Source organism: Arthrobacter sp. C2, from assembly GCA_024207135.1.
In the GTDB taxonomy this organism is placed as follows: domain Bacteria; phylum Actinomycetota; class Actinomycetes; order Actinomycetales; family Micrococcaceae; genus Paeniglutamicibacter.
Genome location: CP042428.1, coordinates 1875161 through 1895631, shown reverse-complemented (window position 1 = coordinate 1895631; position 20471 = coordinate 1875161). Strand labels below are relative to the sequence as shown.

The window sequence follows — 20471 nt, the reverse complement described above, 5'->3', positions numbered from 1 at the left end:
AACTCGTCGTTGCCGGCAACCCTACCGCGAAAGCCGCGCCGATGGCACCGGGGAGGGTCAGACCAGCGAGTCCTTCCAGGCCTTGTGCAGGGCGGCGAACCTGCCCTCGGAGCCGATCAACTCGGCGGGGGATCCGTCCTCGACGATCTTGCCGTCGTGGACCACCAGTACCCGGTCGGCAATCTGCACGGTGGACAGACGGTGCGCGATGATCAGCGCGGTGCGGTTGCCCAGCAGCGTCTGCAAGCCGCGCTGCACTGCGCGTTCGGAGGGGATGTCCAGCGAGCTGGTCGCCTCGTCGAGGATCAGCACCGCCGGGTCCGCCAGGAAGGCCCGGGCGAAGGAGATCAGCTGGCGCTGTCCCGAGGACACGCGACCGCCGCGCTTGTTCACGTCGGTGTCGTAGCCTTCCGGCAGCGCGGTGATGAATTCGTGCGCGCCCACCGCGCGGGCCGCCAGGATGATCTCCTCGGTGCTGGCCCCGGGCTTGCCCAGCGCGATGTTTTCGGCCACGGTGCCGGAGAACAGGAACGATTCCTGGGTCACCATCACCACATGCCGGCGCAGGTCGTCGTTGGCGATTCTTTCGATCGGCACCCCATCCAGCGTCAGGGCACCGGATCGCAGGTCGTAGAACCGGGCGATCAGCTTGGCCAGCGTGGACTTGCCGGCACCGGTCTGCCCGACCACGGCCACGGTCTGCCCCGCCGGGATGGACAGGTCGAACCGGTCCATGACGACCGGGCCGTCGCCGTAGCCGAAGACCGCGTCCTGGAACTTCAGGGCACCGGCGACCTCGCCCAGGGGCTGGGGCCTGGCCGGTTCCACCACGGTGGGTTCCTCCTCGAGCAGCCCGGAGACCTTTTCCAGGGCCGCGGTGGCGGCCTGCAGCGAGGAGTAGAACATGGCGATGTTCTCCACCGGCTGGAACACGCGCTTGGTGGCCAGCAGCAGCGCCACCAGCACGCCCACGCCCAGGTCGCCGTCCAGGATGCGGAAGCCGCCCCAGGCCAGCACCGCGGCCACCGACAGGTTCCCGATGAGCACCAGGCCCGGCTGCAGCACCCCGAAGAGGTTGATGGAGCGGATGGAGTTGTCGCGGTATTCCCCGGCGACCTGCGCGTAGTTCTTGTCGTTGACCTTCTCCTTGCGGAAGGCCTTGACCGCGCGGATGCCCGTCATGGTTTCCACGAACGTGCCGATCAGCCGCGCGGAGACCACGCGGGATTCGCGGTAGACGACCTCGGACCGGCGCTGGTACCAGCCAAAGAGCAGCGAAATGGGGATCGCGGCGATCATCACCACGATCCCGGAACGCCAGTCCAGCACGAAGATCGAGATCAGCGTGAACGTCACGAAGACGCAGGCGGAGACCAGCTCGGAGATGCCCTGGTCCAGCAGTTCGCGCAGCGTCTCGAGGTCCGAGGTCTGCCGGGAAATGATGCGCCCGGAGGTGTACTTCTCGTGGAATTCCAGGCTCAGGCGCTGGGTGTGCCGAAAGACGCGCAACCGCAGGTCCAGCAGCATCGCCTGGGAGATCTTCGCGGTGCACAGCACGTACCAGCCCAGCAGCGAGCCGGCCGCGATGGCCGAGAGCACGTAGGCGCCGCCGGTGATGCCCAGTGCCGCGAGGTTGCCGCCGGTGACCTGCGGCAGGCCCCAGTCGATGGCCCAGGCGATGATGATCGGGAAGGATGCGCGGGCGGCATTGGAGATGACCACCAGCACCACGGTGAGCACCAGCATCGGCTTCTGCCTGGAGGCCAGGGTGGCAAGCAGCCGCCAGGAGCGGGCGCGCACGCGCTTGCGTTCGTCCGCGGTCAGGGTGATGGCGTCCTCGTTGGACACTCCGGTGTGGGTGCTCATGCCCGTGGCCCGCCTTCCAGCAAATTTGTGTCTTCGTCTTCGAGGCTGGCGATCACGAAGCGGTAGTGCTCGTTGCGTGCCAGCAGTTCCGAGTGCGTGCCGACGTCGTCGATCGCCCCGTCCCGCAGCAGCGCGACCCGGTCGGCCAGGGCCACGGTGGAGGGCCGGTGGGCGACGATCAGCGTGGTGGTTCCGGCCAGGGTGATGCGCAGCTTCTGCGTGACGGCTTCCTCGGTGCGCACGTCCAGGGCCGAGAGCGGGTCATCGAGGATCAGCACGCGCGGCCGGGCGGCGATGGCCCGGGCCAGTGCGATGCGTTGGCGCTGGCCGCCGGACAGCGAGAGCCCTTCCTCGCCGATGACCGTGTCCAGCCCCTCGGGCAGGGTGCGGGCGAACCCGGCCTGCGCGGTGTCGATCGCCTCGTTGAGCAGCGCCGTGGTTTCCGCCTCGGGGAGCTCGGGGGCGCCGAGCAGCACGTTGTCGCGGATCGAGGAGGAAAACAGGATGGTGTCCTCGAAGGCGACGGCCACCGCGCGGCGCAGCTCGAGCAGGTCCCAGTCGCGCACGTCGACCCCGTCGATCAGCACCCGCCCGCCGGTGACCTCGTGGAGCCGGGGGATCAGCGCCAACAGCGTGGACTTGCCGGTGCCGGTCATGCCGACCAGGGCCATGGTCTCCCCGGGGTCGACAGCGAGGTTGACCCCGCGCAGCGTCGGGGCGCCGGTGCCGGCCGCGTCGGGGAAGGCAAAGTGGACATTGCGCAGCTCCAGGTCCCCGAGCCCGTTCGCCGGGGTGCGCGAAGCCTGCGGGGAGGTGATGGTGTTGGGCGTGTCCATGACCTCGAAGTGGCGGTCCAGGGCGGTCTTGGTCGTCAGCGTCATGCCCAGCAGCATGCCCATGCCTTCGACCGGTCCGGCCAGCACGGTGGCGGTGGCGAAGTAGGCGACCAGGGCGCCGACGCTCAATTCTCCCTGGGCGGTCAGCCAGAGCCCGGCGACCAGGCCCAGGCCCAGGGTGGTCTCGGGGATCGCGACGACGTAGAGCAGGAAGCTGGCCAGGGTCCTGGCCTTGACGACCTCGGTGTCGCGCAATTGCTTGGCCCGGGAGTTGAAGCCGTCGTACATGTGCCGGCCGCGGCCAAAGGCCTTGATGACGCGGATGCCGTGGACCGATTCCTCCACCGCGGTGGCCAGGTCGCCGGCCTGGTCCTGGCTCAGCCGGCTGGCCGCGCGGTAGGTGTTGCGGAAGTAGAAGGCCTTGATGCTGATGGGGATGGCCCCGGCGAGGTAGATGCTGCCCAGCACCCAGCTGGAGGAGAACATCAGGGTCAGCCCGGTGATCACCGTGACGGTGGAGACGACCAGCATCAGGGCGCCGAAGGCCAGCCAGCGGCGCAGCAGGCTCAAGTCCGACATGGAGCGGGAGAGCAGCTGCCCGGAGCCCCAGCGTTCGTGGAAGGCGACCGGAAGCTGCTGGAGGTGCTCGTAGAAACGCACCCGCATCTGGGTTTCCAGGCGGGCGGCCGGGGTGATCACGAATTGCCGGCGCAGGAACACCAGCAGCGCCTCGAGGGCGCCCAGTCCCGCGACCAGGCCCACGGCCAGCCAGACCTCGGAGTCCTTGCCCTCGGGGTGCAGCACGTTGTTCACCAGCCAGGCCAGCACCTGGGGGATGGTCAGGGCAACGATGCCTGCGGCCAGCGCACAGAGGAAGCCGAAGAAGAGCCGCGGCAGGATGGGCTTGACGAAGGGGGCAAGCCGGGCAAAGGTCCGGCCAAGCGTGGGTGTGCCCGCCGCGGGGGCGTGTCCTTGTTGTACTGCCACCGGTGTCCGACCTCAATCCCCGAGCGCCAATTCGCTACTGGGAATACCCTACAGTGTGGGGTTGGGATTGTTCAATCAGACGCGGGGGGCTAGTCCCCGGCGGTCAGCGTCAGCAAGATTGCTTCCGGAGGGCAGGCGATCCGCACCGGTGCGAAGCGCGAGGTTCCGATGCCCGCCGAGACGTTCAACGGCACGCTCTTGCCCGCATGCTCCCATTGCGTCAGTCCGCTGGCACGCCAGGTCGGCAGGTCGCAATTGGTCACCAGTGCGCCGTAGCCAGGGATGCATACCTGTCCGCCGTGGGTGTGCCCGGCCAGGATCAGGTCGGCGCCCGCGTCGGTGAACGTGTCCAGCACCCGTTGGTACGGGGCGTGGGCCAGGGCAACCCGCAGGTGGGGAGCGGCGTCGGACGACACCGAGCCGGCCGGCCAGCCGGCGAAGCGTTCCAGGTGCAAGTGAGGGTCGTCCACCCCGGTGAAGTCCAGGCGCGTGCCGTTCACGGCCATGGAATGGTTTCGGTTGGTCAGGTTGACCCAGCCGGCGGCACCGAAGGCGCTGTGCATCTGTTGCCACGGCAATTGGTACTTGGGGGAGTTGCGCGGCACATCCGAGCGCTTGCCCAGGTAGCGCAACGGGTTTTTCAGGCGTGGCCCGAAGTAGCAGTTCGATCCCGGAACGAAGGCGCCGGGGAAGGCCATCAGCGGACCCAGTGCCTCCAGCAGCGAGCCCAGCCCATCCATGTGGCCCAGGTTGTCTCCGGTGTTGATGACCAGATCCGGTTGCAGTTCCGCCAGCGAGTGCAGCCAACGCCGTTTGAGTTCCTGGTTGGGCACCATGTGGATGTCCGACAGGTGCAGGATCCGGATCGGGGACGAGCCCGGTGGCAGCAGCGCCAGGGATTCCTCGCGGAGGGCAAAACGCGTCGTCTGGCCCAGGCCGTAGCCATAGAGGACACCGGCCGAAGCGGTTGCCGCTGCAGCCGCCAAAGCGGCCCCACGCACAGTGCGTGAGACCGCTTCGGCCAGCGAGGATGGGTTCGCCATGGAACTAGTCATCATTCGTCTTCTTGGGAGGGGCTGGTGTCCTGTCGCTGTTTCCCTTTGGCTTGGCGCTTTCGGTTGCCTTCGGTTTTTCCGTGGCCTTGGGCTTTTCCGAGGTGTCCTTCGGAGCGGAGGACTCGGTCGTTGCCGGCTTCGAATCGTCCTTTTCTTCCTTCTTGGGCTCAGGCTTGGGTGCTGCCTTGGCGCTGCCGAACGACTTGGCCGGGTACAGGGTACCGACCTGCTTCATGTAGTTGGTCCACAAAGGTGAGGCCCAGGTGCCCGAGTCGGTCCAACGGCGGGCAACACCGTTGACAACCTTGCCCTGAGTCTTCATTTTCTTGTCTTTGTCGTAGCGGCCAACCCAGGCCGCCGTCGACATGCCGGTGGTGTATCCAACGAACCAGGTGGAGTTGGCATCGTTATTGGTACCGGTTTTGCCGGCGATCGGGAGATTGATTTGGCCCTTGGTGGCCTTCTTGCCGATCTTCTTCATGGTGCCGTTCATGTCGGCAGCCACCTGTGGGTCCATCACTTGTTCACAAGACACGGGCTTGACCTTGTACTCATTGCCCTTCGCATCTGTGACGGAGGTCAGCGCGCGGTTCTCACAGAATTCGCCCTTGTTGGCCCAGGTGGCAAACGCGGTGGCCTGAGCCAGCGGGGTAACCTGCGCAGAACCAATAACGAAGGATGGGTTCGCCGGGTTTACCGGCTGGCCGTAGGTGCTGACCTCTCGGGTCTTGGGATCAACGTTCTCTCCGTAATCAATAATGCCCAAGCGGGTTGCGGCATTAGCGATGTCACACAGGTCGATCTTCGAGGCCTCGGTAATGGTCGCGGTATTCACCGAATTGAGGAGCCCGTAGTCAACGGTCATTGATGAGGGCCAGGTGACAGCGTTTCGTGGAGCCCAACCCTTGGCGCCACCACCCGAAGTTGCATATCCGCTAGGAAGGCACGAAGCCTTCCACTTAAAACTACTCGGATATCTCTTCACCGGTGTGCTGAGCTTTTCCCACATATTGTGACCGGATTCGAGCCAGGCCATCGTGGTGTAAGGCTTGAATGTTGAGCCAGCCTGGAAACCACCTGCACCACCCATTGCCGCTTCAACGGCAAAGTTGTACATGGTGATGGGCCCCTTGTCCTTGTCGGTCGGGGCATACGTCTTGTTCTGGCCCATGGCCAGGATATTTCCGGTGCCCGGTTCAACGGTCACGATCGCGGCGCCCATGTTCGACTTGTCGTCGGCCGGGATCATGAGCTCGGTCTGCTTGACTGCTTCCTTCTGCAACCGCATATCCAAGGTGGTCTTGATGTTCATGCCACCGCGGTACAACAGGTTCTCGCGGTCCTTCTTGGTCTTGCCGAATGCGGAATCGGAAGTGATCAATCGCGTCACGTAATCACAGAAGTAGGCAGCCCCGTCCGCGGCAATGCAACCGGACTTCAGTTCCTTCGCCTTGATGCCCAGCTTCGACTTGACGGCCTTGTCGTAGGCCTTCTTGTCGATGGCACCGGTGCGCAGCATGGCAGCCAGCACGGTGTTGCGACGCTTGAGGCTCCGCTCGGGGTACTTTTCCGGGTTGTAGGCGTTGGGGAGCTGAACCATGCCGGCAAGCATGGCGGACTGCTGCAGGTTCAGGTCCTTGGCGTCCACCGAGTAGAAACGCTGTGCGGCGGCCTGGACCCCGTAGTTGCGTCCGGAGAACAACACGAGGTTCAAGTAGCCCTCAAGGATTTCGTCCTTGGTCATTTCCTTCTCGATGGAGATCGCCAGCTTGGCCTCGCGGGCCTTGTCCGCGATGTCCTTCGTGCCGGAGATCGTCATCTCGGAGCGATCCACTCCGTTGACGACGTCGGCGTTCACCAGGAGGTTGTTGACGTATTGCTGCGTCAGCGTGGAAGCGCCCTGCTGGGAGGAAGAGGTGAAGTTGTTGACGGCGGCGCGGGCAATGCCTCGGACATCTACGCCGTTGTGCTCGTAGAAGCGCTCGTCCTCGATGGAGACGATGGCCTTCTGCATGACCTTCGAAATGTCCTTGAGCTTCACCGGCTGCCGGTTTTCCGAGTAGAACGTGGCGATGGTCGAACCATCGGACGCCAGGACCTTGGAAGGCTGGGCGATCGGCTCTCCCTTGAAGCTGGCCGGCAAAGCGTCAAACACTTCCGCACCTGCGGTTGCGCCGCTGCCGGCAAGGGAAGCGACCGGGACCATGAGTCCTGCCGCCAGTACGCCACATAAAGCGCTCACCCCAAAGAAGGCAACGATCTTGCCGAGGGTGGTAGCCGTATCAAAAAAAGGGGACTTTTTAGCTGCCATGCCCACTAGTTTACAAGGACGCGCTAACGTATCGGTTATGACCAAATGGGAGTACGCCACTTTGCCGCTCATTATTCACGCCACGAAGCAGATCCTGGATCAGTGGGGAGACGACGGCTGGGAGCTTGTTGCCGTCGTTCCCGGACCCAATGGAAATGCCCCGGTCGCTTACCTCAAGCGCCCCAAGGCCTAATCACAGAAACGAGAATTACCCATGCAACAAGAGACTTCTTCAGCAGTAGAGGCGCGCCTGGCCGAGCTCGGCCACGCCCTCCCCGCCGTCGTCGCACCCGTGGCCGCATACGTGCCGGCAACCATCACCGGCAACCTGGTTTACACCTCGGGTCAGCTGCCTTTTATTAACGGGGAACTCACAGCCACAGGAAAGGTCGGAGCCGCGGTTTCGGCCGAGGTCGCAGCCGGCCAGGCACAGGCCTGCGCGCTGAACGCACTGGCAGCCATCAAGGACGTCATCGGGGACCTGGATCGCATTGTCCGCGTGGTCAAGGTCGTTGGCTTCGTGGCCTCGGACCCGTCCTTCACCGGCCAGCCGGCCGTCATCAACGGTGCCTCCGAATTCCTCGGTGCCGTGCTTGGTGACAAGGGTGTGCACGCCCGTTCGGCGGTCGGCGTCGCTGCCCTGCCGTTGGACGCCCCGGTCGAGGTTGAACTGATTGTCGAATTTGCCTAACCAGCACGACATCGGCGGCCCCGTGAACGAGATTCCCGCGGTGAAACCGCGCAATCCGTCCACGGGGCTGCTGCGCCGGCTTTTTGACCTGCCGCCGGCGCAATATGACGCTGCAGAAAATTGGGTTTCCTTTGGAAGCCGCACGCCCCGGGCCGTGAGGCGCGCCTCATCGGTGGTGCTGATCCGCGACTCCCCAAAAGGTGTCGAAACTTACCTCGGATATCGTCCGGGCGGTTCTCCGCTCGGGAGTGTCGCCTTTCCCGGCGGGAGCCTGGAAGCCGACGACGAACGCGACATTCCCTGGTACGGCCCGACGCTCTCCGAGTGGTCAAAACGCCTGGGCATCCTTGACCAGCGACTGGTTCGGGCACACATCGTGTGTGCCATCCGCGAGCTCTTCGAGGAAACCGGTGTGCTTTTGGCGGGCACCGACGAACTCTCCGTCGTGGAAAACTGCGACAGCGAGGATTGGATGGCCGTGCGAGAGGCGGTTGCGGGCCAGGACAAGTCGCTTTCGGACGTGTTGGCCAAGCGCGGGCTGGGCCTGCGCACCGATCTGTTGCGGCCGCTCTCGCACTGGATCTCCCCGAACTTTGCGCTGCGGCGCTTTGACACCCGCTACTTTGCCGCGGCGCTGCCCGTGCGCCAAGAACCGTCGCTGTTGCGCGGCAAGGGCATCTGGGCCACCTGGCAGGTGGCCTCCGAAGTCATCGCCCAACGCAACACCACCGCGCTGGGCGACGCAGCGGGGGCACCGGACACCAAGGGCCTGCCCTTGAGCATGATCACCACGCCGGCCGTGGAGGTCTTCCTGGAAAAGATTGCCTCCACCCGTGGCACCGTCGCCTATCTCTCGGTGCGGCGCGAGTTGAAGAGCTACCATCCGGAACTCGTCCAGGTGGGCGGGAAGTTCTACTTGGATGTCACCACCACGACCGCCGCCGAGGGCGGCGGCCTGGGACGCGGCCGCTGAGCACCAGCGGCTTCCGGCACGCGGCCCCTAAAGATAGATCAATGCTCGAGGCTTAAACGGGTGTGGCGGGGTTCCCCTTCGAAGGGGAACCCCGCCACACCCGTTAGTGCACGGTTGCGTATTTAGCGTGAACGCTGGCGCAAACGCTGGATGTCCAGGATCACGACGGCGCGTGCCTCAAGACGCAACCAACCACGCTGCACGAACTCGGCCAGGGCCTTGTTCACGGTTTCGCGCGAGGCGCCCACCAGCTGGGCCAGTTCTTCCTGCGTCAGTTCGTGGGCAACCAGGATGCCGTCCGTTGCCGGACGACCGAAACGGTCGGCCAGATCCAGGAGCGCCTTGGCGACACGTCCCGGAACGTCGGAGAAGACCAGGTCGGCCAGCGACTCGTTGGTGCGGCGAAGGCGCGAAGCCAGAGCCTGCAGCAACTGGACCGAAACCTCCGGGCTGGTCAGGATGACCTTGCGCAGGTTTTCGTGACGCAGGCCGGCAAGGCGAGTCTCAGAGACTGCCGTTGCCGTGGCGTTGCGCGGGCTCGGATCGAACAGTGCCATCTCGCCGAACAATTCGCCCGGGCCGAGGACCGCAATGAGGTTTTCACGTCCATCGGAAGAGGTGCGGCCCAGCTTGATCTTGCCCGAAACGATGAAGTAGAGCTGGTCGCCCTGGTCGCCCTCGCGGAATACCGAAGCACCACGGGACAGATCCACTTCAGTTAGTTCTTCAGTCAATGCAGAGAACACCTCGTCGCCCAATGAAGCGAAGAGTGGTGCTCGGCGCAGTACCTCGATGTCCATAAAATCTCCTGTCAACTGTCGTTAGCGCTCACCTAATTGTGCCGTACGGTTGGCCCATGTGACAGCTTCCACACGCCAAATAGGGCCAAATGTGGTTAGAATCGCGGGGAACGGAGGCCGCCCCGGACTAGACTCGGGGCAGCAGATAGTGTTTTGGGGCCTTGGTTTGGGCCGTGCAGCACGGTATGAAGAGTGGGAGTCCAAACTGAATGTTGGGATTGACATGGTTGGACCTGTTGCTCATCGTTTCCTTGATCAGCTTTTTGGCCTCTGGCCTGCGTAAAGGCTTCTTTGTCACGCTCGGGGCGATCATTGGTTTCCTTGCCGGCGGCATCGCCGCGTTTTACGGAATCCCCCTGGTTTCCACCTGGGTGGCCAACCCCGGATGGCGAATCTTCTGGATTGTGGCCTCCGGACTGATCTTCATCCTGATCGGCCAGGGAATCGGCATGGCCATCGGGGCAAGAATCCGCTTATGGCTGAACTTCCCGGTCCTGAAGTCCTTTGACCGGCTCCTAGGCGGCCTGGCCAACACCCTGATGGCCGCCTTGGTCATCTCCGCCATCGCCCTTTCGGCCGCCACCATGGGCGTGCCGTGGGTGTCCCAGCAGGTCGCCGATTCGCGGGTGTTGACCGCGATCCAGACCTGGACCCCGAAGCCGATCACCAACTTCGTCACCCAGGCCCGCGCGCAGGTCATGGGCCAGACCATCCCCGAACTCCTCGAGCCCTTCGCCCCGAAGGTGCCCATCGAGGTGCCCGAGGCCGAATCGCTGGGTGCCGGTGTCGACGCGGCCGCCGGGTCGGTGGTCAAGATCATTGGCACCGCCTACGCCTGCGGCGTCAACCAATCCGGGACCGGCTTCGTGTTCGCTTCGGACCGCGTGCTGACCAACGCGCACGTGGTGGCCGGAATCAGCGAACCGTCGGTGACCACGCAGGACGGGCGGGTGCTTTCGGGCAATGTCGTGTACTTCGACTCCGTGGCCGACATCGCCGTGCTGGCGGTGCCTGAGCTTGGGCTGGAACCGCTGGAGTTCGGCAAGGACCTGGGACGCGGTGACACCGCGGCATTCCTGGGCTATCCCGGCGGCGGTTCCTTCCGCGCCATGGGCGCGGTCGTCGAGTCCCTGAGCACCATTTCGATCCAGAACATCTACGGGGCCGAACCGGCACCGTTGCGCATCTACCAGCTGGCCGGGGATGTCGAGCAGGGCAACTCCGGCGGGCCGCTGCTCGACTCCTCCGGCAGGGTCGTGGGCATGGTCTTCGCCAAGGCCAAGGGCGGTGCCGAGGTCGGTTACGCGTTGGCGCTCGACGAGATCAACGCGGCACTGGACAAGTCCGCTTCCTCCCGCGAACCGGTGCCCACCGGGGCCTGCTCCCCGCACTAGGGGCCATGTCGGCCAGGGCCCGACCCGGCGGAAACGCCGCGGGTCAGAGCCAGTGGAGTTCGGACCCGTGCTGTCCGGTGCGGGCCAGCGGAACCCGGTCCAGGGCCAGGGTGAAGTAGTTGGTGTCGGTCCCCGCCCTGGTCTGGTTCGCCGCATCCATGAAGAACGACTCGTTGGAGATCCAAGGCAGCCCAGCGCTGCGACGGTGTCGGCGAAGCGGACGCGCTGGGCTTGGTCCAGGTAGGCGAGCACCGCCGAGTGCATGACCACCGGAACCGCGTGCTTGGGCGCGGCATCCACCAGGTCGGCGATGCATTCGTTCAGGTCCCCGGCCAGCAACAGCGGCGGACCGGCCGAGGCCTGCAGGGCACCGGACTTCAACGCGGCCAGCGTGCCCAGTGCCGCATCCAGCCGTTCCAGGCGCTCTGCCTGCCCGGGCCAGACCAGGGCCCGCAGCCATGCCACGGTGTCGGGATCGGTGCCGTCGAGCGGATTCAGGTCCACCCCTGCCCGCCAGGCGATCTCCGGCAGCTGCCGCGGCAGCGGGGGATTGCCGGTGGTCGAGCAGCGCAGCAGCGGGGATCCGTTCCCGAACGGCGCGGCCCCGTCGTAGGAATACGAGTACAAGTCCGGCAGCAGGCACAATCCGGCGGAGGGGCCGACCTCGATCAGCGCCAGCGGACGCTGCTCCTGGGCGGCGACCAGTCCCAGCGCCGGCAGCAGCGTGGCGCAGCGGGCCGCCTCGTTGGTCTGGGTTGCATGGGTCATGATGACCGCGCGGATCCCTGACCAGTGCGCGGCGAGGTACGTTTCCAGGACCCCGAACGGCTCGTCGGGGCAGCCGTGGAAGCGGGCGGAGGCAAAGACCAGGTTCGGCTGGCGCTTGGGTTCGGGCAGTGCGGAAACCAAGGCCAGCAATTCCGGGCTGGTGGCCAGGCCCGTTGCCCACTGGACATAGAGTTCGCTGTGGCCGGGGAACCAGCGGCGCGCGTAGTCACGGTAGAGGGAAGCTGTGCTTTCCGTTGCCTGGTTGCTCACGTTCGTGCCTTACGTCGCCGGATCCAACGGGTGCCTGGGATGCTGCGTTCGTCTCCAGCTTCGCCCGGAACCACCCCGTGGCACAAGGGGGTCGTTTCCGGCGCGAAGGGTTCCCCGGGCACCGACCCGGCGCGGTGCACGCCCGGAGCCGTGCTCTCATTGGCGGGCGCCGCCGGCTAGCCGGTGGGACTCGACCAGCAGCTCGTGGAGCTGCGCGGTATCGACGAGCTCGAGCCGCAGCAGCACCAGCAACGGTGATCGTTCATGGTGCGGCGTCCAGAAATAGGTACCGGGTTCCATGGCCACCAGCGCCTCCCGCTCGGTGGTCTTGACGGTGAGCACGCCGTCGTCCCAGATGCGGGCCATCAGCGTTGCGGCGACCCAGGCCGGCCGCTGCCAGCTCATCCTTTCGGTGACGCCGGGAAGGGCCAGGCACAGCCGGCGGACGTCGTCTTCGGTGCTCATCTCCACACACTACCCAGCCGGCAGGCACCTCGAACAGGGGCCGGGGGACCCGGCTACCGGGAGGCGAGGTGGATCAGTTGCTGCACGCCCAGGACATAGCCGTTGACGCCCGCGCCCACAATGATGGAGGCGGCCACGGGGGAGATGTAGGAGTGGTGGCGGAAAGCCTCGCGCTTGTGGACGTTGGAAATGTGCACCTCGATGGCCGGCAGCTGCACCCCGGAAATGGCGTCGGCCAGGGCAACGGAGGTGTGGGTGAAGGCACCGGGGTTGATCACGATGCCGGCGACCTGCCCGCGGGCGGCGTGGATCGCGTCGATCAGCGCGCCCTCGTGGTTCGACTGCAGGAAGTCGACCTCGAAGCCTGCCTTGGCGGCGGCGGCACGGCACAGCTCCTCGACGTCTTTCAGGGTCTCGTGCCCGTAGATCTCCGGTTCCCGGGTGCCCAGGAGGTTCAGGTTCGGGCCGTTGAGGACCAGGATGCGCGCAGGTGTTTTTTCACTCATGCCTCCAGCTTAGGCAACCGGGGCGGGGCGGGCCGCGGCGGCAAGCCGGGTTTGCGTTAAATGACGCGGCGGGCGGGGGACGGCCCGCGGGCCTTCCCCCGCCCGCCGGCGGGTGGCGCGGTGCTACTTGCGCATCGAGTCGGCGATCTGCGCCATCACGGTGTTGTCCGCCAGCGTGGTGGAGTCCCCGACCTCGCGGCCCTCGGCGACGTCCTTGAGCAGGCGGCGCATGATCTTGCCCGAACGGGTCTTGGGCAGCTCCGGGACCACCAGGATGTGGCGCGGCTTGGCGATCGGGCCGATGTCCTTGGCCACGTGGGCCCGCAGCGTGGCGACGACGTCCTCGCCGGCCTCGGGTTCGATCTGCAGGATCACGAATGCGACAACTGCCTCGCCGGTGGTCTCGTCCTTGGCCCCGACCACGGCGGCCTCGGCCACGTACGGGTGGGCGACCAGGGAGGATTCGATCTCGGTGGTGGACAGGCGGTGCCCGGAGACGTTCATGACGTCGTCCACGCGGCCCAGCAGCCAGATGTCCCCGTCCTCGTCCTTCTTGGCACCGTCCCCGGCGAAGTACATGCCCTCGAAGCGGGACCAGTAGGTCTCCTTGTAGCGGTCCATGTCGCCCCAGATGCCGCGCAGCATCCCCGGCCAGGGGTCGCGGATGACCAGGAAGCCGCCCTCGCCGTTGCCCACGGACTCGCCGGCCTCGTCGACGACGTCCACGGTGATGCCCGGGACCGGGGTCTGCGCGGAGCCGGGCTTGGTGGCGGTGACGCCGGGCAGCGGGGCGATCATGTGCGCGCCGGTCTCGGTCTGCCACCAGGTGTCAACGATCGGGGTCGGGTGTTCCTTCTTTTCCCCGTTGGCTCCGTTGTTGGTGCCGATGACCTCGCGGTACCACATCCACGCCTCGGGGTTGATGGGTTCGCCCACCGAGCCGAGCAGGCGCAGCGAGGACAGGTCGTAGGAGTCCGGGATCTGCCGGCCCCACTTCATGAAGGTGCGGATGGCGGTGGGGGCGGTGTACAGGATGGTCACCCCGTACTTGGCCACGATTTCCCACCAGCGGCCCTGGTGCGGGGAATCGGGGGTGCCTTCGTACATGACCTGGGTGGCGCCGTTGATCAGCGGGGCGTAGGTGACGTAGGTGTGGCCGGTGACCCAGCCGATGTCGGCGGTGCACCAGAACACGTCCGACTCGGGGTGCAGGTCGAAGGTGTCGCGGTGCGTGGCCGCGGCCTGGACCAGGTAGCCGCCGGTGGTGTGGATGATGCCCTTGGGCTTGCCGGTGGTGCCGGAGGTGTAGAGCACGAAGAGCGGGTGCTCGGATTCGTGGCCCACGGCGGTGTGCTCGGTGGAGGCGGTCTCAACGACATCGCTCCACCATTTGTCCAGCGAATCGTTCCAGGCGACGTCCTGCCCGTTGCGCTTGACCACCAGCACGTTCTGCACGGTGTGGCCGGGGGCCGCGAGGGCCTCGTCGACGGCCGGCTTCAGGGCCGAGGGCTTGCCGCGGCGCCAGGTGCCGTCGGCGGTGACCACGAGCTTGGCCTCGGCGTCGTCGACGCGGGAGCGCAGCGCGTCGGCGGAGAAGCCGCCGAAGACCACCGAGTGGATCGCGCCGATGCGGGCGCAGGCCAGCATGGTGATCACGGCCTCCGGGATCATCGGCAGGTAGACGGCGACGCGGTCGCCCTTGGCCACGCCGAGGGACTCGAAGGCGTTGGCCGCCTGCTTCACCGCATCGGTGAGCTGTGCGTAGGTGTAGGAGCGGGTGTCGCCCGGCTCGCCCTCGAAGTGGATGGCCACGCGGTCACCGAGCCCGTTTTCGACGTGGCGGTCCAGCGCGTTGTAGGCGGCGTTGACCTTGCCGTCGGCGAACCACTTGGCCACCGGGGCGCCGGACCAGTCGAGGACCTCGGTGAAGTCGGTGTCCCAGGTCAGCACCTTGCGGGCCGTCTCGGCCCAGTAGCCCAGGCGGTCGGCGTTGGCCGCCTCGTACTGTTCCGGCTTGCCGATGGCATTGGCCACGAACTCGGCGCTCGGGGCAAAGGCACGCGTCTCGTGCGAGAGGTTGTCAAGCGTGGAGGTATGGGTGTCCGACACGGTTTTGGTCCTTCCAACAACTAAAGTGGGGTCTGGTGATTCAGGTTACAGCCGCGGGGCTTCCCCCAGTGTGACCCGTCACAAGTATGACAGTGGAGGGGTGGTGATTGTGCGTTGAGCGGCAAATATTCACGATCAATGGTTGCCGGCGCCCGGGCCTTCGGACCCCGGAATCTTCCCCGGGAACGGCGCCGCCGGGGCGTCGGGCCGAACCCGGATAAGACCTTGGCGGACGATGGCGTAACACGGCCGGTATTCGCGGTGCGCCGAATCGCGTCCGTTGGACGGCGGCACGGATAAGGTTGTAGCTAGCCTTGACTACAAGGCGCAACCGGTCGAAGCGCAAGCCGTCCGGGCGCCGATGCAGGGCCAAGGAAGAAACACGAACAAGAAGCGGGGTCTTCACATGGACAAGGTGCATACCAAGGCAGAGGGTTCGACGCCAGGGCGCACGCCCAAGGCTGTTCTGGGGCCGCTGACGATGCGCGACGGGTTCGTCATCCTCGGCGGGCTGCTGGTGCTGGTGGGTTCGCTGGTCCCCATCCCGTGGACCAAGGCCGTCTCGGTGAACATGTGGATCTTCCCGGGCCTGCCCTTCCACCTGCTGGTCTCGCTGTTGCTGCCGCTGCTGGTCGCCGCCGGGTTCACCTGGCGACGGCTCACCGGGCGCACCCGGGTGCGCATCGGGTCGCTGAGCCTTGACCAGGCCGGATCGGTTGTGTCGCTGTTTGCCGCCGCCTACTTCTTCAACTCCTACGTGGCTTCCATGTCCCCGGCCTACCTGATCGGGCTCGTCGGGGCGCTGGCCATGATCGCCGGCACGACGCTGGCCAGCTACCTCGGGGCCTTCCGCCGCGACTTCGTTTCCGGCGGCGAAACCGTGCTGGGTTCCGACGTCCTGGCGGCGGCGACTCCGGCCGCGAAGGCGTCCGCTGCCGCCGCGTCGGCCGAGCCGGAAAGCTTCGGCGCCAGCAGCGCCGGTGCCCCGGCCACTCCGACGGCCCATGGCGCAAACCGCCCGGGCATGCCGGTGACGGGCAAGGACGAGGCGCGCCGCGGGGCCGCACCCGCTGCGGTTCCGGCACAGAAGGCCGGCGCGTCCGCAGCCGGTGCTTCCACAGCCGCTGCTGCTGCCTCGAGCGCAGCCGCCTCTTCCGAAGCATCCGCCCCGGCTTCGGCTTCGGCCACCGGCGCCACGGATGGCGCAGCGGATGGCGCAGCGAACAAGTCCGACCACGCGCCGTTCACCAAGGATGCCGGCCGGGCACCGGCCTCCGGATCCAACGTGTCCGACACCGACGCACCGGCCCCGGGCCAGGACACCCCTCCGGTACCAGCCACGGAAGCCCCCATCGTCGATGGTTCCCGCGCCGGGGCCTCGGCCAACGAACCGGAACCGGGCAGCGCCAAGTCCGCGGAAGCAGGCGAGGCTGCCGATGCCGCACGGGCCACGGAAACCGATTCCAAGCCATCGACCGGCAGCAACGAGAACCCGGACGCAAAGGCGGCTCCCGGCACGGGTGACGGCAATGCCGCTGAAGTGAACGTCCCGATGCCCGGGGCCGGCGCAGCCAAGTCCGGCACCGGCACGGGCGAACCTGCATCGATCCGGAAGCCGGAACCGGCCGCCCCGGGCCCGAACGCTGTCGGCCAGGACGCCCCCGAACCCGGCCGGGACCTCGCGCAGGCCGCAGGCGCGGACGCCGCAGTCCACCCGGAGACGGCGAACGAAGCAGCAGCCGAGGCCAAGCCCGCCAACGACTCCGCGCCCGTTGCCGCCGAGCCTGCCGCCCCAAAGCCCGCCGCCGCGGAATCCGCCGTCCCGGCGGCCGGAAACCCGAACCCGGCCACCATGGCCGTTCCGCGGGCCGGCGACATCAAGGCCACGGCCGCGATCTCGCGCACCGAGATCGACGCGCACCGCGCCGCCGCCGAGCGCGCCAAGGCCGAGGCCGAGTCGTCCTTCGGGGCCCGGGCCGAGGTTGCCGCGGCCGATCCGGAGCCCGCCAGCTTCTGGTTCGCGTTGAACCACTCGCGCCCGGTCTTTCACCCGGTCAACGGCACCATGCTTGCGACGCTGAACCCCGGCAAATGGATCCTGTGCCTGGAGGACCGCGGCACGGAGTACCTCATCAACCTCGCCGAGGGACGCCCCGCGGTGCTGCGCGACCTCGACGACCTGCAATTCCCGGACAAGTAGGCATGGCAGTGCAAGAGACGGCGCTGGGGCGCAAGCGCCGGGCGCGGAAGATCAACCGGATCCTGGCCGAGACCTACCCGTACGCGGTCGCGGAACTGGACTTCACCAACGCCTTCGAGCTGCTGGTGGCCACGGTGCTCTCCGCGCAGACCACCGATGTGCGGGTCAACGCGATCACCCCGGCGCTCTTTGCCGCCTATCCCGACCCGCTGGCCATGAGCCAGGCCGAGCCGGAGGCGCTGCAGGAGCTGATCCGTCCCACCGGGTTCTTCCGCGCGAAGGCGACCTCGCTGCTGGCCCTGTCCACCCGGATCGTCGACGAATACGACGGGGTGGTCCCCGGACGGCTCGAGGACCTGGTCACGCTGGCCGGGGTGGGGCGCAAGACCGCCAACGTGGTGCTTGGCAACGCCTTCGGGGTCCCGGGGATCACCGTGGACACCCACTTCATCCGCCTTGCGCGGCGCTTTGGCTGGACCACGGAAACGGACCCGGTGAAGATCGAGCACGCCGTGGCGGAGCTGTTCGGGCCGGCGGACTGGACCATGCTCAGCCACCGGGTGGTCTTCCACGGCCGGCGCATCTGCCTGGCCCGCAAGCCCGCCTGCGGCGCCTGCCCGCTGACCACGCTCTGCCCCGCCTACGGGGAGGGCGAGACCGACGAGGCCAAGGCCGCCAAGCTGCTCAAGTACGAGCTGGCGCCGGGGCGCGAAGACCTGCTGGAAAAGATGCGCGCCGGGGCGACCCGCCGGGAGCTGCGCGCACAAGGTTACGGGCTGGAAGCATGAGCGTGCGCACGGAACTGCTGGAGATGATCGCGGCCAAGTCGCACCTGGTGGGCAACGGAACCCAGGACGCGACCAAGATGCCCGAAACCTGGGTGTTCAACCCGCTGGACCCGGAGACGGCCAGGCACGCGGCGGTGCTGATCCTCTTCGGGCGGCTCGACGACGTGCCGGCCACCAGCGAGGTCAAGTCGGTGCACGAGGACCTGGACGTGCTCTTCGTGACCCGGGCGGACACGCTGCGCAAGCACGCCGGGCAGGTGGCCTTCCCCGGCGGCAAGGTCGATGACGAGGACCAGGACGCGATCGCCGCGGCGCTGCGCGAGGCGCGCGAGGAGACCGGGCTGGACCCGGACGGCGTGGAGATCCTGGGCGTGCTGCCCGACGCGGAGCTGCCCATCACCAACTTCATCGTCACCCCGGTCATCGGCTGGTGGCACGCACCCTCGGAGGTGTTCGTGGTTGACACCGCGGAGTCCTCCACGGTCTTCCGCGCCCCGGTGGCCGACCTGCTGGACCCCCACAACCGGGTCTCCTCGGTCGTGGAGCGCGACGGGCAGCGCTTTTCCGCACCGGCCTTCGACGTGGACGGCGGCTTCATCTGGGGCTTCACCGGGATCCTGCTGGATCGGATCTTCAACGACCTGGGCTGGACCGTGCCCTGGGACGAGGGCCGCGAGGTGCCGATCCACGTCGGCGACCGGCGCTCTAGCTGACACCGCCCGGCCCGGAGGCTACTTGGCCTGGTCGTAGGAATCGACGACGACCGCGGTGACAGGGAAGTCCACCGGGATCTTGCCGAAGAGCAGCTCGGAGGCCGACCTGGCCGACTCGTGCACCAGGTCCACCACGGCCTGGGCCTGCGCCGCCGGGACGTGCAACATGATTTCGTCGTGCAGGAAGAACACCAGTTCGCCGGTGTCCACCCCGGCCGCCCGGCCCGCGTTCATCCGGCGGCGCAGCTCGCCCATCCAGCACAGCGCCCACTCGGCCGCGGTGCCCTGGACGATGAAGTTGCGGGTGAAGCGGCCGCGGGACCGTCCCTCGGCCTCCACCGCGCGCTGCTCGGCCTCCGTGGAGGCGCGCGACCTGGACTTCAGCCAGCCCTCGGGCGCCTGAGGGGTTCCGCGGCCCAGGAACGTCGCCACGCCCGCCCCGGCCTCGCCCTGGGCCGCGGCCCATTCGACCAGGCCCACGGCCTGGGGGTAGGTGGCCTTGAGCTGGGGCATCAGCCGGCCGGATTCGCCGCTGGTGGCCCCGTACATCGCCCCGAGCATCGCGACCTTGGCATGCGCCCGGTCCCCGCCGAACCCGGCATCGGCAATCCCCTGGTACAAATCCCGGGCCGTTGCCGCCGCCGCGAGGGCGGTGTCGCGCGAGAGTGCGGCCAGGATGCGCGGCTCCAGCTGCGCGGCATCGGCGACCACCAGCACCTTGCCGGGATCGGCGCGCACCGCCGAGCGCACCTGGTGCGGTATCTGCAGCGCCCCGCCGCCGTGGGAGGCCCAGCGCCCGGTGACCACCCCGCCGACGATGTATTCGGGGCGGAAGCGTCCGCCATGCACCCAGCGGTCCACCCAGGCGTAGCCGTTGGCGGTGGCCAGCCGGGCGATCTTCTTGTACGCCAGCAGCGGCTCGATGACCGGGTGCTTGATCTCCGTCAGCTCCCATGCGCGGGTGTTGGACACCGCGATGCCGGCCCGGTTCATGGCCTTGAGCAGCTCGGCCGGGGAATCGGGGTTCAGTGCCGGGGCGTCGAGCAGGGTGCGCAGTTGCGCGGCCAGTTCCTCCATGCGCGGGGGCCGCACCCCGGCCGGAACCTGCGGGCCCAGGGCCTCATGCAGCAGCCGGTGGTGCTCCGCCACGTCCCAGGGCACTCCCGCATGGGTCATTTCCGCGGCGATCAGCGCCCCGGCGGACTCGGCGGCCAGCAGCAGGCCCAGCTTCGCCCCGCGCTGGGTGTCCGGCACCGCGGCGCGCTGGGCCAGGAACTCGGCGAGCACGTTTTCCAGCGCGCCGGAGCGGTCCTTGGGCTCGGAGAACAGCTCGCCCTGGTTCTCCGGCACCCGTGCCGGCGGCAAGAGGTGCGCCGGGGCGGCGTTGGCCGGATCCGGTTCCCGGCCGAGGGCCGAGAGGTATTCGCCGGGCACCGCGTAGGGCGCGTTGCGCAGGATGGCACGGACCAGCCCCACGTCGTGGGCGCGTTCGATGCGCACGCCCGCGGCCACCAGCCCCGGGTACCAGGCATGCACCGAGTCGAAGACCCAGCGCGGCCTGTGCGTGGCCTCCAGCTCCGCGACCACCGCGGGAAGCTGGTCGCCATAGACCTGCATGGGCGGGATGAGCGCGGTGCCGCCCGCGTCGACCAATTGGACCACGGCGGTGGCGGAACCGGCTTCGGGTTCGGGCTGGGAGATGGAGTGGGTGGCCACTACCGCAAATTGCTGCACGCTTC

The 20471-nt window shown here is 67.3% G+C and carries 16 protein-coding genes and 1 pseudogene; 7 read left to right on the top strand and 10 right to left on the bottom strand.

The window, feature by feature from the left end; genetic code table 11:
• Positions 1-57: 57 nt before the first annotated feature.
• The 4 genes from FPY90_RS08910 to FPY90_RS08895 all read right to left on the bottom strand — a co-directional run bounded on the left by FPY90_RS08910 (position 58) and on the right by FPY90_RS08895 (position 7055).
• A complete protein-coding gene (locus tag FPY90_RS08910; RefSeq protein ID WP_498685079.1) occupies positions 58-1866 on the bottom strand; it encodes an ABC transporter ATP-binding protein in 1809 nt (602 codons plus the stop codon).
• Entirely contained in the window at positions 1863-3689 is a 1827-nt protein-coding gene (locus FPY90_RS08905; protein ID WP_083410902.1) for an ABC transporter ATP-binding protein, read from the bottom strand. Before FPY90_RS08905 ends, FPY90_RS08910 begins: the two co-directional genes overlap by 4 nt.
• An 89-nt stretch (positions 3690-3778) precedes the next feature.
• Positions 3779-4732 carry a metallophosphoesterase gene (locus tag FPY90_RS08900; protein ID WP_498685076.1) on the bottom strand — a complete coding sequence of 318 codons (954 nt, stop codon included), beginning with the start codon at positions 4730-4732 and terminating at the stop codon, positions 3779-3781.
• A 4-nt stretch (positions 4733-4736) separates the two neighbouring features.
• Positions 4737-7055: a transglycosylase domain-containing protein gene (locus FPY90_RS08895; RefSeq protein ID WP_498685074.1), complete on the bottom strand. Its 2319-nt coding sequence runs from the start codon at positions 7053-7055 to the stop codon at positions 4737-4739.
• Positions 7056-7092: 37 nt separating this feature from the next.
• On the opposite strand from FPY90_RS08895, the gene sp36 reads away from it, so the two are divergent.
• The 3 genes from sp36 to FPY90_RS08880 are packed head-to-tail and all read left to right on the top strand — an operon-like array spanning position 7093 to position 8719.
• Positions 7093-7248, top strand: a complete 156-nt coding sequence (sp36, locus tag FPY90_RS08890) for a Sp36 family protein (RefSeq protein WP_181578252.1) — start codon at positions 7093-7095, stop codon at positions 7246-7248.
• 21 nt (positions 7249-7269) lie between these two features.
• Positions 7270-7746 (top strand): RidA family protein, encoded by a 477-nt coding sequence (locus FPY90_RS08885; RefSeq protein WP_498685073.1) that lies wholly within the window; start codon positions 7270-7272, stop codon positions 7744-7746.
• Positions 7747-7786: 40 nt separating this feature from the next.
• A complete protein-coding gene (locus FPY90_RS08880; protein ID WP_498685557.1) occupies positions 7787-8719 on the top strand; it encodes an NUDIX hydrolase in 933 nt (310 codons plus the stop codon).
• A gap of 122 nt (positions 8720-8841) precedes the next feature.
• Here the strand turns inward: FPY90_RS08880 and FPY90_RS08875 are convergent, their stop codons facing one another.
• Positions 8842-9519, bottom strand: coding sequence for a Crp/Fnr family transcriptional regulator (locus tag FPY90_RS08875; protein WP_113761716.1), 678 nt, complete (start codon positions 9517-9519; stop codon positions 8842-8844).
• Positions 9520-9728: 209 nt separating this feature from the next.
• On the opposite strand from FPY90_RS08875, the gene FPY90_RS08870 reads away from it, so the two are divergent.
• Positions 9729-10913 (top strand): MarP family serine protease, encoded by a 1185-nt coding sequence (locus FPY90_RS08870; RefSeq protein WP_498685071.1) that lies wholly within the window; start codon positions 9729-9731, stop codon positions 10911-10913.
• A 249-nt stretch (positions 10914-11162) separates the two neighbouring features.
• Here the strand turns inward: FPY90_RS08870 and FPY90_RS08865 are convergent.
• From FPY90_RS08865 to acs, 4 genes and pseudogenes are all read right to left on the bottom strand, one after another.
• Positions 11163-11951 (bottom strand): annotated as a pseudogene (locus FPY90_RS08865) (DUF2332 domain-containing protein); the annotation flags it as partial.
• A gap of 156 nt (positions 11952-12107) precedes the next feature.
• Entirely contained in the window at positions 12108-12416 is a 309-nt protein-coding gene (locus FPY90_RS08860) for an MmcQ/YjbR family DNA-binding protein (RefSeq protein WP_498685069.1), read from the bottom strand.
• A 53-nt stretch (positions 12417-12469) separates the two neighbouring features.
• Positions 12470-12922 carry a type II 3-dehydroquinate dehydratase gene (gene aroQ / locus FPY90_RS08855; protein WP_498685068.1) on the bottom strand — a complete coding sequence of 151 codons (453 nt, stop codon included), beginning with the start codon at positions 12920-12922 and terminating at the stop codon, positions 12470-12472.
• 123 nt (positions 12923-13045) lie between these two features.
• Positions 13046-15031: an acetate--CoA ligase gene (gene acs, locus FPY90_RS08850; RefSeq protein WP_498685066.1), complete on the bottom strand. Its 1986-nt coding sequence runs from the start codon at positions 15029-15031 to the stop codon at positions 13046-13048.
• Between the two features lie 406 nt (positions 15032-15437).
• Between acs and FPY90_RS08845 the strand changes: the two genes are divergently transcribed.
• The 3 genes from FPY90_RS08845 to FPY90_RS08835 are packed head-to-tail and all read left to right on the top strand — an operon-like array spanning position 15438 to position 18732.
• Positions 15438-17231 carry a hypothetical protein gene (locus tag FPY90_RS08845; RefSeq protein ID WP_498685062.1) on the top strand — a complete coding sequence of 598 codons (1794 nt, stop codon included), beginning with the start codon at positions 15438-15440 and terminating at the stop codon, positions 17229-17231.
• A 2-nt stretch (positions 17232-17233) separates the two neighbouring features.
• Positions 17234-18019, top strand: coding sequence for an endonuclease III (gene nth, locus FPY90_RS08840; RefSeq protein WP_498685061.1), 786 nt, complete (start codon positions 17234-17236; stop codon positions 18017-18019).
• Entirely contained in the window at positions 18016-18732 is a 717-nt protein-coding gene (locus FPY90_RS08835) for an NUDIX hydrolase (RefSeq protein WP_498685059.1), read from the top strand. Before nth ends, FPY90_RS08835 begins: the two co-directional genes overlap by 4 nt.
• Before the next feature lie 18 nt (positions 18733-18750).
• On the opposite strand, the gene FPY90_RS08830 is transcribed toward FPY90_RS08835, so the two are convergent.
• The gene (locus FPY90_RS08830; protein WP_498685058.1) at positions 18751-20448 is read right to left on the bottom strand and encodes a bifunctional 3'-5' exonuclease/DNA polymerase; all 1698 of its coding nucleotides are present in this window, start codon (positions 20446-20448) and stop codon (positions 18751-18753) included.
• Positions 20449-20471 lie beyond the last annotated feature (23 nt).

What these genes read in the sequence shown, in the direction of transcription:
- nth (WP_498685061.1), top strand. Translation starts at nt 17,234, where the DNA reads ATGGCAGTGCAAGAGACGGCGCTGGGGCGCAAGCGCCGGGCGCGGAAG.
- FPY90_RS08860 (WP_498685069.1), bottom strand. Translation starts at nt 12,416, where the DNA reads ATGAGCACCGAAGACGACGTCCGCCGGCTGTGCCTGGCCCTTCCCGGC.
- FPY90_RS08900 (WP_498685076.1), bottom strand. Translation starts at nt 4,732, where the DNA reads ATGGCGAACCCATCCTCGCTGGCCGAAGCGGTCTCACGCACTGTGCGT.
- FPY90_RS08895 (WP_498685074.1), bottom strand. Translation starts at nt 7,055, where the DNA reads ATGGCAGCTAAAAAGTCCCCTTTTTTTGATACGGCTACCACCCTCGGC.
- FPY90_RS08835 (WP_498685059.1), top strand. Translation starts at nt 18,016, where the DNA reads ATGAGCGTGCGCACGGAACTGCTGGAGATGATCGCGGCCAAGTCGCAC.
- aroQ (WP_498685068.1), bottom strand. Translation starts at nt 12,922, where the DNA reads ATGAGTGAAAAAACACCTGCGCGCATCCTGGTCCTCAACGGCCCGAAC.
- FPY90_RS08870 (WP_498685071.1), top strand. Translation starts at nt 9,729, where the DNA reads ATGTTGGGATTGACATGGTTGGACCTGTTGCTCATCGTTTCCTTGATC.
- FPY90_RS08845 (WP_498685062.1), top strand. Translation starts at nt 15,438, where the DNA reads ATGGACAAGGTGCATACCAAGGCAGAGGGTTCGACGCCAGGGCGCACG.
- FPY90_RS08875 (WP_113761716.1), bottom strand. Translation starts at nt 9,519, where the DNA reads ATGGACATCGAGGTACTGCGCCGAGCACCACTCTTCGCTTCATTGGGC.
- sp36 (WP_181578252.1), top strand. Translation starts at nt 7,093, where the DNA reads ATGACCAAATGGGAGTACGCCACTTTGCCGCTCATTATTCACGCCACG.
- FPY90_RS08910 (WP_498685079.1), bottom strand. Translation starts at nt 1,866, where the DNA reads ATGAGCACCCACACCGGAGTGTCCAACGAGGACGCCATCACCCTGACC.
- FPY90_RS08885 (WP_498685073.1), top strand. Translation starts at nt 7,270, where the DNA reads ATGCAACAAGAGACTTCTTCAGCAGTAGAGGCGCGCCTGGCCGAGCTC.